This is a genomic window from Stenotrophomonas pavanii (assembly GCF_900101175.1).
Classification (GTDB): Bacteria; Pseudomonadota; Gammaproteobacteria; order Xanthomonadales; family Xanthomonadaceae; genus Stenotrophomonas; species Stenotrophomonas pavanii.
Map to the genome: position 1 here is coordinate 510,741 of NZ_FNFQ01000002.1, position 10,281 is coordinate 521,021.

Annotated in this window: 8 protein-coding genes and 1 tRNA gene; 2 read left to right on the forward strand and 7 right to left on the reverse strand. The window is 66.2% G+C overall.

The genetic code is table 11. The annotated features are described in order from the left end of the window. Window positions 1–76: 76 nt before the first annotated feature. The 7 genes from BLS66_RS05745 to BLS66_RS05775 form a co-directional block, all read right to left on the reverse strand. Complete coding sequence (locus tag BLS66_RS05745) at window positions 77–979, reverse strand: cation diffusion facilitator family transporter (RefSeq protein ID WP_074725379.1); 903 nt, start codon at window positions 977–979, stop codon at window positions 77–79. A gap of 28 nt (window positions 980–1,007) precedes the next feature. After that, the gene (locus BLS66_RS05750; RefSeq protein WP_057494637.1) at window positions 1,008–3,296 is read right to left on the reverse strand and encodes an Orn/Lys/Arg family decarboxylase; all 2,289 of its coding nucleotides are present in this window, start codon (window positions 3,294–3,296) and stop codon (window positions 1,008–1,010) included. A gap of 20 nt (window positions 3,297–3,316) precedes the next feature. Then, window positions 3,317–4,669, reverse strand: coding sequence for an arginine/agmatine antiporter (gene adiC / locus BLS66_RS05755; protein WP_014647526.1), 1,353 nt, complete (start codon window positions 4,667–4,669; stop codon window positions 3,317–3,319). Between the two features lie 76 nt (window positions 4,670–4,745). Then, entirely contained in the window at window positions 4,746–6,179 is a 1,434-nt protein-coding gene (locus BLS66_RS05760) for a DcaP family trimeric outer membrane transporter (protein ID WP_074725380.1), read from the reverse strand. Between the two features lie 511 nt (window positions 6,180–6,690). Then, on the reverse strand, window positions 6,691–7,533 hold the full coding sequence (dsbG, locus tag BLS66_RS05765; protein ID WP_074725381.1) for a thiol:disulfide interchange protein DsbG: 843 nt from the start codon (window positions 7,531–7,533) through the stop codon (window positions 6,691–6,693). A gap of 30 nt (window positions 7,534–7,563) precedes the next feature. Beyond that, window positions 7,564–8,367, reverse strand: coding sequence for a TlpA disulfide reductase family protein (locus BLS66_RS05770; RefSeq protein ID WP_074725382.1), 804 nt, complete (start codon window positions 8,365–8,367; stop codon window positions 7,564–7,566). Window positions 8,368–8,448: 81 nt separating this feature from the next. Then, window positions 8,449–9,516: a GlxA family transcriptional regulator gene (locus BLS66_RS05775; RefSeq protein WP_049469351.1), complete on the reverse strand. Its 1,068-nt coding sequence runs from the start codon at window positions 9,514–9,516 to the stop codon at window positions 8,449–8,451. A 187-nt stretch (window positions 9,517–9,703) separates the two neighbouring features. Here BLS66_RS05775 and BLS66_RS05780 point away from each other — a divergent pair, with 187 nt between their 5' ends. Both BLS66_RS05780 and BLS66_RS05785 read left to right on the forward strand, forming a co-directional pair. Then, entirely contained in the window at window positions 9,704–10,102 is a 399-nt protein-coding gene (locus BLS66_RS05780) for a heavy metal-responsive transcriptional regulator (RefSeq protein ID WP_049469354.1), read from the forward strand. 103 nt (window positions 10,103–10,205) lie between these two features. After that, window positions 10,206–10,281, forward strand: a tRNA-Ala gene (locus BLS66_RS05785).

The window sequence follows — 10,281 nt, forward strand, 5'->3', positions numbered from 1 at the left end:
GCCTAGAGCCGAGCCCGTGCTCGGCTGCTGCACACGGAAAGCAGCCGCGCAGGGATCCGGCCCCGCAGAAGCAGGTTCAGGTCCACGCCGGGTCCGCGGTGAAATCGATGGTCAGCCAGAACGTACCGCCACGCGCGTCCAGCCGCACCGCGATCTCATCGCGCATCGCATCGACCTCGCCCACAGCGCCCAATGGCGTCGCCGGGTCCGCCAATACGTGGATCTCGACAAAGCGCATCCGCCCCATCTTCGCCACATGGCTGGTGAAGCCGGCATAGCCCCGCTCGGCGACGAACGCCTGCATCACCTGCTGCACGCGCCGGTCCAGGTCATCCGGCGCCACCTGCAGTACCTCGCGCATGGCCTTCCACGCGCTGCGCGCCGGGACCGGCAGCACCGCCAGGCTGATCAACGCCAGTACCATCGAGTCCAGGTACGGCACCCAGTGGTGCCAGTCGCCCCCATGCAAGGCCAGCGCAAGCACGAAGGCCAGCACGACCGCCAGGCTCATCAGGCCGCCCAGCAGCCAGCCGCGCACATCCAGCCACAACAGCGCCGAGCGCAGCCGACGCGCGCGCTGCGCGACGAATGCCGCCATCGCCAGGTTGCTGGCACTCAACAGTGCCGCCCACCACAGCGCGGGCCCGAACTTCACTTCGTGCCCGCCCGTGGTCAAGCCGATCACCGCGTTGGCCAGCGCATACACGCAGGCCAGCGACAGGATCACACCGCCCAGTGCCTCGACCATCGGCTCCAGGTGCCAGTAGCCGTACTGGAAGCGCGGGCTCTGTTCCCGCGCCACCAGCCGCAGTACCGACAGCGACACCAGGGTCAGGGCAACATCGACCAGGCTGTAGACGCCATCGAACAGGATGGCCTGCGAGCCCACCAGCAGGCCACCACTGAAGCCGACCGCGCTCACCACGATGGTGACCCCGATCGAGAACTTCAGGATGCGTTGCTCGCGCGCGGTGTCCATCGCTCTCCGAAGGGCCGACCGTCGCGGGTCAGGCCTTCAGCACCTCCACCCTGTACGAGGCCACATCGCCGTCATGCTCGATGATGAGCCCGTGCACGTCCGACTCGAAGCCCGGGAAGCGCGCGTTCTGCTCACGGGCGATGCGCAGCGACTGGATGATCGGCTCGTCGCTGTCGCCGAAGCGCTCGCCCGGCATGATGGTCGGAATGCCCGGCGGGTACGGCACCAGCATCGTCGCCGCGATGCGGCCGCTGAGCTGCTCGATGTCGACCCGCTCGATCTCCCCCTTCACCAGGTGGTTGTAGGCATCGGCCGGGGTCATCACCGGGGTCGGCAGGTCCACGTACATCTCACGCATGACCTTGGCCACGGCGAATTCCTGGTTGAACGCATGGAGCGCGTCACACAGATCGCGCAGGCCCCAGCCGGCGTAGGCAACCGGATAATCAGCCGCCAGCGTCGGCAGCGCCTGGCTCAGCGGTGCATTGCGGTCATAGAGTTCCTTGAATGCCATCAGCTCCGTCACCAGGGTGCTCCACTTGCCCTTGGTGATGCCCATCGAGAACAGGAACAGCACCGAGTACAGGTTGGTCTTTTCCACGGTGATGCCGCGGCCCCACAGGAACTTGCTCAGCACCGCCGCCGGAATACCCAGCTTGCCCATGCTGCCGTCCATTCCCAGGCCCGGGGTCAGCAGGGTCACCTTGATCGGATCGATCAGCACATAGTCGTCGACCAGGTTCTCGAAACCGTGCCAGTGCGCGTCCGGCTGCAGGTACCACTCCTCGCGCTTGGCCACCAGCGGCGCCGGCGTGTCGCCCTTGTCCAGGCTGCGCTCGACCTGGGTCGGCTGCCACACGCTGAACCACCAGTCGTCGCGGCCCAGGTCGTCGCGGACGTGCAGCATCGCGCGGCGGAAGGCGATCGCCTCGTCATGCATCTCCTGCACCAGCGAACGGCCGGCATCGCCTTCCATCATCTTCGATGCCACGTCACAGGCGGCGATCACCCCGTAGTGCGGGCTGGTCGAGGTGTGCATCATGAACGACTCGTTGAAGCGCTCGGCATCCAGGTTGCGCTGGGCGGAATTGCGCACGTGGATCATCGACGCCTGCGAGAACGCCGCCAGCAGCTTGTGGGTCGAATGCGTGGTGAAGATGATCGCATCCTGCTCGCGCGGCTTGCCCTTGGCCATGCCGTAGTGGTTCTCGTAGAACGGATGGAACGCAGCGTAGGCGTACCACGCTTCGTCGAAGTGCAGGAAATCGACCGCGCTGCCGATCTCGTCAGCGATCTTCTCGGCGTTGTAGCACAGGCCGTCGTAGGTCGAATTGGTCACCACCGCGATGCGCGGCTTGGAGCCGGCCTGATAGGCCTTGCTGGCCAGCGGATTGGCGGCGATGCGCTGCTGCAGCGATTCCGGCGTGAACTGGTCCAGGCTGATCGGCCCGATGATGCCGTGCGCATTGCGGCTGGGGGTGAAGTACACCGGTACTGCGCCGGTCATGATCAGCGCATGCAGCAGCGACTTGTGGCAGTTGCGATCGACGAACACCACATCGCCGCGCGCCACCGTGCCATGCCAGACGATCTTGTTGGCGGTGGAAGTGCCGTTGGTGACGAAGAAGGTGTGGTCGGCGCCGAAGTTGCGCGCCGCCTCTTCCTCGGCGTCCTTGATCGGGCCGGTGTGATCCAGCAGTGAGCCGAGCTCGGGCACCGAGATCGACAGATCGCTGCGCAGGGTGTTTTCCCCGTAGAACTGATGGAATGCACGGCCGACCGGTGACTTGGTGAACGCCACGCCACCTGCGTGGCCCGGCGTGTGCCAGGAGTAGTTCGACTCGGCTGCATGGTGGATCAGCGCCTTGAAGAACGGCGGCAGCAGGTTCTTCATGTAGTCTTCGGCCGCGCGCATCACCTGCCGCGAGATGAAGCTCTTGGTGTCTTCGAACAGGAAGATGAAACCGTGGATGTACTTGAGCAGCTTGCTCGGCACCTTCTCGATGGTGCGGCGCTCGCCGTACAGGAACACCGGCAGATTGGCACGGCGCGCGCTCTGCTCGCGCAGGAAGGCGGTCAGGCGCTGGAACTCGCCATCCACCTCTTCGCTGCCATCGATCGAGATCAGCACCGCTGAGGCCGCCACGTAGGTACGGGCGCCGGCCCGGGCGTCATCCAGGTTCAGCCCGCACAGCACGCGCTGGTCGTTGCTGCGCAGCTCCTCCACCAGCGCACGGATCAGGATGCCACCGATGCGCGGCGAGTCGTAGTCGTTGTCGATGACAATGACCGGGTAGTCCAGGGACTTGAAGTACACGTTGATTCTCCTTGTCGAACTCAGGAATGCCGGGCGCCGGCGCTGATGGCCGAGGCCTCGCGGGCGCGCTGCCGCTGCTGGCGGCGCTCCTCGCTGAAGAAGGGATAGAACACGGTGATGAACAGCACGAACAGGAAGGCGTACTGCACGATGGTTCCCGACGAGCCGTAGATCGCCCACAGGCAGTACACGACGGTCAGGCTGGTCAGGGTCCAGAACGCACCGGTGTGGACCAAGGTGTGCGAACGCTCGACCACGAAGTAGCACGCCACGCACGAGTAGATGTAGGGCAGCAGGGTCAGCACCACGGCCGCCGACGTGATCACGTCGAACTGGGCCGACGCGGTTTCCGAGGTGGAGGTCACCAGCACCGCCAGGGTCATCAGCACTGCCACGATCAGCACGCCCTTGACCGGCACGTCGTCCTTGTTGGTCTTGCTGAAGATGCTCGGGAACAGGCCGTCATCCGACGCTGCCTTGGCACTCTGCGCGGTCAGCAGGATCCAGCCACCCAGCGAGCCGGCGGCGCCGATGAAGGCGCACAGGCTGACCAGCGCGCCGCCCCAGCCACCGACCGCCTTGGCCGCCGCCAGCGCGAACGGTGCGTCGGACACCTGCAGTTCCGCGTTCGGCACCATGCCCATGATCACCGACGAACTGGCGATGTAGGCAATGGCAGCCAGGAACACGCCGGCCAGCGTCGCGCGGGCGACGTTCTTCTCCGGATTTTCGACCACACCGGCCGTCACCGATGCAGACTCGACGCCGATGAAGGCCCACAGGGTCAGTGCCGCGGCGCTCGAGATCGCACCGAAGTTCGACTCGCCAGACACGTTGTAGGCGCCCTTGAAGATGTCGGCATCGAAGAAGAACCAGCCGAAAATGGCGATGCCCAGGATCGGCACCAACGCAAAGCTGGTGGTGACCGTCTGCACGCGGCTGACGAAGGCCGGGCCGATCACGTTGGCAAAGCTCAGCGCCCAGACCAGCACCAGCACCGCAACGCAGCGCACCAGCGGCTCGGACAGGATCGGGAAGAAATAGCTGAAATAGCCCACCGCGGCGATCGGAATGGCGACGTTGCCGATCCAGTTGGCGAACCAGTAGATGGTATTGGTCTGGAAGCCCATGTACGGCCCGAACCAGTCGCGCGCATAGGCGTAAGGGCCGCCCGCCTTGGGCGCAAGCTTGCCCAGCTTGGCGAACACGAAGGCCAGCAGCAGCGCGCCGGCGGTGGTGATCAACCAGCCCCAGATCGAGGCGGTACCGATCTTGGCGAGGCTGGACGGCAACAGGAACACGCCTGAGCCCATCATGTTGCCGGCGACGAGGAAGGTGGCTCCGACCACCCCGATTTTCTTTGCTTCTGCCATGACGATCTCCGGTACTGGCATGAGCCCGGCAGCACCGGGCGTGGGGACGGTTACGCTGGCGTACGACCGCTGGCGTCTATTTGATGAAGTTGTATTGCAGGCTGCCCTGCACCCGGACCGTGTCGCCGCGTGCGCCGCCCTGCTGTTCCAGCCGGCCGTACAGCAGCTCCATGCCCATCGTCCAGGACGGCGCCGGGCTCCAGATCAGGTTGAACACGCCGTAGCGGCTCTGCCGGAATGCATCAGCGGCGAGTGCGGCGTTGCGCTCCAGGGTCAGCTGGCCAAAGATCAGGTTGGAGCGCCACAGCTCGGACCAGTAATGGGTGTAGCCGACGAAGCCACCGTGCAGGTCGAGCGCGTCGAGCCGGCCGTCGGCGCCGACCACCGCATCCAGTCCCGAGCCGGTCAGGTCGGCGGTATAGCGGCTGAGGCCGCGCCCGCCCAGCGCACCGAACAGCAGCAGGTCGCGTTCGCCCACCGATGCCGAGCCGCTCAACTGCAGGCCACCGGCCATGCGCCGGTCGCGCTCGCCCTCTCCGTCATAGGCCAGGCTGCGCGCCACCGCACCGAACTGCAGGTGGCCCCAGTCGCGCTCCATGCGCGCGGTTACCGTCACGTCGGGCAACCGGTTCACTGCCACCCGTGAATCACTGGCACCGGCAAGTTCGGTTTGCGGGTCTTCGGCTGCCACAGTCAGGGTGTTGCCCTTGCCCATCGTGAAACTGTGGTGGATGCCCGCCACCAGCAGGTAGCCGGCGCCGCCGGGGCCGGCGAAGTCCAGCGTATCGGGCAGGCTGTCCGGGTCCATGAAGCTGGAATAGCCATAGCCGGCGTAGGTGTTGCCCAGCTGGCCATAGGCATGGCGCAGGCGGAACTGGTATCCCTCGCTGCTGCCGAAGAAGTCGTTTTCCAGATAGAAGCGCAGGTTGCCGTGCGTGGTCGGGCGCCGCGCCTCGAAGCTGAAGCGGGTCTGCTTGGCGTGGATGTTGAAGTTGGAGACATCGCGATGGCTGCCGCCGACCGGCATCGACGAAGGAATGAACTGATCCTCGTCACCGGCGGCGCGCGAATCGGCAATCGCATCGAGCTTGGCGTAGCCGCCGATGCGGATCACCGTGTCAGTGCCAGGAATGGCGAAGAAGCCTTTCAGCTCGGGATCGGTCGGGCCGGCTGCACTGTCGGGACGCGACGCCGCCGTTGAGGGATCGGCTACCGATTCGCGCTGCGGCAGCACCGGTTGCGCCACCCCCGGCACCTGGGTCGGGTGCAGCATGCTGGCGCTGCCGCCCGCCGTTGCTGCCGGGGTCGGGGCCTGCGCCACGGCGGCAGGCGCTGAGCCCTCGCGCTGCTCAAGCCGCTCCAGGCGCTGCTGCATGCCTTCCAGTGCCTGGCGCATGGCCGCAATTTCCTGGCGCAGCGCCTGCGCATCCTCACGGGCGACCTGCTGCGCATGGGCGGGCGTGATCGCCAACGCGGTCAGGCAGGCCAGACTCAGTACCGCAAAACGCATTGCATCCTCCCTGGACAAACACGGGCAATGCGCTGACGGGGCACAGGCACACAGCACCCTGACCACGCGTTGCCGTTGCTGGAAATGCGGATACTGCGTCCACGACATCGATCAGCCTGCCTGTCGCAGGCAACAGGACGATGACACTGCCCTGCCCACATCGATGCCGAGTCCATCAAGGCCGCGCTGCCAGAGAGGTGGCGACCGCAGCGGTCTGGGTAACAAGCAGGGAGTGAGAACGTCGTGAATGGCTCTGCCGCCGATCCCGGATAAGGGCGTGAGAGGCGCGGCATCCCTCGCGCGTAGACGCTGTATTGCATGCGTCACAGGCTAATCCGACTGTCGTTTTTGGCCTTGATTGGAATCAAGGCGCGATGCTTGATGTCAGTCACGATTCAGACGTGACGACGAACAGGTAGTGCGCGGCGGCAGCGCGTGCATGCGCCAGGAAAACAACAGGCCCGCATGCTGCCATGCGGGCCTGTGCGTTACATCACGCTTTGCGCACCGGTCAGCGCGGACCCAGTACCGTCTGCAGGTCAGTGCCCTGGGGCAGGCCGGCGCGACGCTGCACCTGACCCTGCGCGTCCTGGAACAGGATGCCCGGCGTGCCCTGGAAGCCCATCTCGATCATCAGCACCTGGTTGGCATCAAGCTTGCCCGCGATCTCGCGGCTGATGCTCGGCAGCGCCTTGATACCGCCGCGGTCGAACTCGTGCTCGTTCTCCAGCAGCGCTGCACTCGGGTCACGCGCCGACAGGATGGCAGCAGCCTTGGCCGGACTGTCCTCACGGATCACGCCGACCATGATGTGGCGCAGCTGCACCTTGCCAGCATCGACCCACGGCCGTGCCGCTTCCCAGAACTTGTGGCAGTACGGACAGTTGGCATCACTGAAGGTATAGACCACGCGCGGTGCATCGGCCTTGCCGTCGCGCACCCAGGCACTGGCGTCCAGCTTGGCCCACATCTTGGCCGACATCGGCGCGGCGACCAGCTTCTCCACCGCCTCGGCCGCCACGTCGTTGCCCTCGGCATCGAACAGGCTGCCTACCAGCACATGCTTGCCGTCGGCAGTCACGTACGCGGCGGCGGGCTGCTGTCCACCCACCACTCCGGCGAAGCCACGCAGGCCAGCCGGCGCATCGAACTCGGCGACAACCTCGAAACCGTGCTTCTCGATGCCTTTCAGCACTGCGGGCCGGTCCCCCTTGGCCGCGGCGGCCGGAGCGCTCGCTGACGGTGTCGCCGCTGTCTTGCCGGGCGGGGTCTGGGCCTGGCTGCAGGCGGCCAATGCCAGCATGACCGGCAGCAACAGCACCGCTGGAGCGATGCGCAGGGAAGTCGACAACATGGGAACTCCGTAATGAGATGCCCGCGCAGGCTACCGCAGCCGGCGCAGTTTGTGTTCAAGGCCCGCCGCGGTCAGTTCGCCAAGGTGCAGTTCACGCAGGCGTCCCTTGGCGTCGAAGAACAGCGTCGAGGGATAGGCCTGTACACCCAGTACGGTTGATGCGGAGGCGCTATCGTCCAGCAGCACGCTGTCCAGCCGCAGCCGTTCGGTGGCAAGGAAACCCTGTACCTCGTCCAGGCTTTCCCCCTGGTTGAGGAACACGAACTGCACGTCGGTGTGGGTCTGCTGTGCCGAGGCCAGCACCGGCATCTCGCGCCGGCACGGGCCACACCAGCTGGCCCAGAGATTGAGCACCACCGGCTTGCCGCGGAACTGCTGCAGGTCGACCGTACGTCCCTGCAGATCAGCCACCTGCACGGCCGGCAGCGGCATCTGCCGTTCCTGCCACGCTGACAGCAGGTGGCTGCCCGTCGCCCACAGCACCCCACCCGCCAGCGCGCCCGCCAACACCGGGACCCACAACGGGCGCCAGGGCTTCAGACGCCAGGCTCCCCATGCCAGCGCGGCAACCAGAACGACCGGGAGGTGATACCCACCATCGGCGATCTGCAGGATGCTCCAGGGGGCCTGACGATAGAGCGCGAAGTTCAGGGCCACGAAGCTGATACGTCCGCACAGCAGGCCGACCAGCAACATGTCCAGGACCATGCTTGCGGCAGATGGCACTGCCATGCCGTTCTTCCGTCGCGGCCACAGGTGTGCCACGGCCATGGCCAGCAGCACGCATATCAGGATCAACACCACCGGCATCGGCACCGGCCCAACACTCGACATCAGCCCACCTGTCCAATCCGCCACTGCCTGCATGGTCGAAGCGTCGCGCCCGGGTTGCAAGTGCGACGCCCGCAGCGGGCTTCAGGCAACACTGCGTGGCATCTGCATGGCGGACGCCGGTTGCAGTCCGCGCAGACTGCCGGCCACCGATGACAGCAGCGGCCGCTCACGCCGCTTGTTGCTGACCAGCCGGCGATAGTTGGCCGGCGTCATGCCAACAATGCGCAGGAACAGGCGGCGGAATGCGCTCTGGTCGGCATAGCCCACGCCCCACGCCACTTCATCGATACCCGCGCCCTGCTGCAGCAGCGTCTGCGCCTTGGCGATGCGCAGACGCTGGCAATACTCGATCGGACGCAGGCCCGTTGCCTTCAGGAAGCGTCGTTGCAGCGTCCGCGGTTCCAGTCCGGACACCTCGCAGATCGCGCCGAGCGTCGCCCCCCGCGCGGCAGTGGTATGCAGCCAGCGCTGCGCCTTCAATACGTCACGATCCCCGTGGGCGAAGTTGGCGCTGAAGCGCTCAAGATCCTGCTGGATGGGCGCGGGCACGATAATCCCCAGCTGCTGCGCGACCGCGCTCGCCACGCCCTGGCCATGCAGCCGGTACAGCAGGCGCAGGCCGAGGAAGCGCCAGGCCTGCGGACCGGCCACTGTCAGCAGGTCGCCGTCGTCAACGAGCGCACGCTCGCTGGGCACCCAGCTTGCCGACTGCCCCTGCAGGCCCGGATGCTGGCCAAGGTCCGGACCACTGACCGTGCGCCCGGCCAGCAGGCCCGCGCGTGCAAGCATGCTGACCCCATCGCTGGCCGCCGCCAGCAGACTGCCACCGTCGTAGTGCGCGCGCAGCCAGTCCAGCAGGACCTCATCGGCGCGCAGGCAGACCCCTTGGCTGATCTGGCCGGGGACGGCGATCACGGCGGGAATGTCCGCCTCGAGCATCTCCGCTCCGGCAATCCGGTGCACGCCGGTCTGGCTGGCGGGCACGATCCAGCGGGTCACCAGGACACGCTTGAACGGTCGGCGCTGCTGCTGCGCAAGCCGGTTGGCAACATGTGCCATTTCAGTCAACACGGACGCGGCCGACGGGTCGCCTCCGGGATACTCGACCACCGCGACCTCGACGAATCCTTCGTTTCTGAATCCTTCCACAGACCATCTCCTCGGTTCGTTGCAGGCCATCCAGCGGCCGGTTCAGGCGCAGGGTAGGAACTGCCGCAACGGCGGGGCTATGAAGAAAGTTGCAAAGTGCGCTGAATGCGCCGCCAGCGTCGGCAGCGTTGACCCTGGACCAGACTCAAGGCTTCAGAATGACCGGCAGCATCCGCAGGAATCCGCCATGAACATTGGTCAACTGGCACGCCAGGCCGGCGTGCCGATCGATACGGTGCGCTACTACGAGCGCCAGCAGTTGCTGCCCACGGCGGCCCGCTCGGCCGGGGGCTACCGCATCTTCACCGAGCAGGACCTGCGCAGGCTGCGCTTCATCCGCCGCGCCAAGACGCTGGGATTCACCCTGGAAGAAATCGCCGACCTGCTGGCGCTCAGCGACGGCCACCCGCACGACATGGGCGGCGTGCGCGACACGGCACAGGCCCGGCTGCAGGACATCGCGCACCGCATGGCCGAACTGCAGCGCATGCACACTGCGCTCTCGCAGCTGGTCGCCGCCTGCCCCGGGCATGGCACGCTGGATGAATGCCCGATCCTGGCGGCGCTGAGCGACGACACCCCGTGAGCGCAGACGGCCATCCACCACCACGTCCCGCGCGTGAAGAAAAGTGCAACAAATGCTTGCCAACCCCCTGGGGCAAGGCTATTATTTCGCTCCTCAGCGACGTGGGGCCATAGCTCAGCTGGGAGAGCGCCTGCATGGCATGCAGGAGGTCAGCGGTTCGATCCCGCTTGGCTCCACCA

What these genes read in the sequence shown, in the direction of transcription:
- BLS66_RS05770 (WP_074725382.1), bottom strand. Translation starts at nt 8,367, where the DNA reads ATGTCGAGTGTTGGGCCGGTGCCGATGCCGGTGGTGTTGATCCTGATA.
- BLS66_RS05760 (WP_074725380.1), bottom strand. Translation starts at nt 6,179, where the DNA reads ATGCGTTTTGCGGTACTGAGTCTGGCCTGCCTGACCGCGTTGGCGATC.
- BLS66_RS05745 (WP_074725379.1), bottom strand. Translation starts at nt 979, where the DNA reads ATGGACACCGCGCGCGAGCAACGCATCCTGAAGTTCTCGATCGGGGTC.
- adiC (WP_014647526.1), bottom strand. Translation starts at nt 4,669, where the DNA reads ATGGCAGAAGCAAAGAAAATCGGGGTGGTCGGAGCCACCTTCCTCGTC.
- dsbG (WP_074725381.1), bottom strand. Translation starts at nt 7,533, where the DNA reads ATGTTGTCGACTTCCCTGCGCATCGCTCCAGCGGTGCTGTTGCTGCCG.
- BLS66_RS05780 (WP_049469354.1), top strand. Translation starts at nt 9,704, where the DNA reads ATGAACATTGGTCAACTGGCACGCCAGGCCGGCGTGCCGATCGATACG.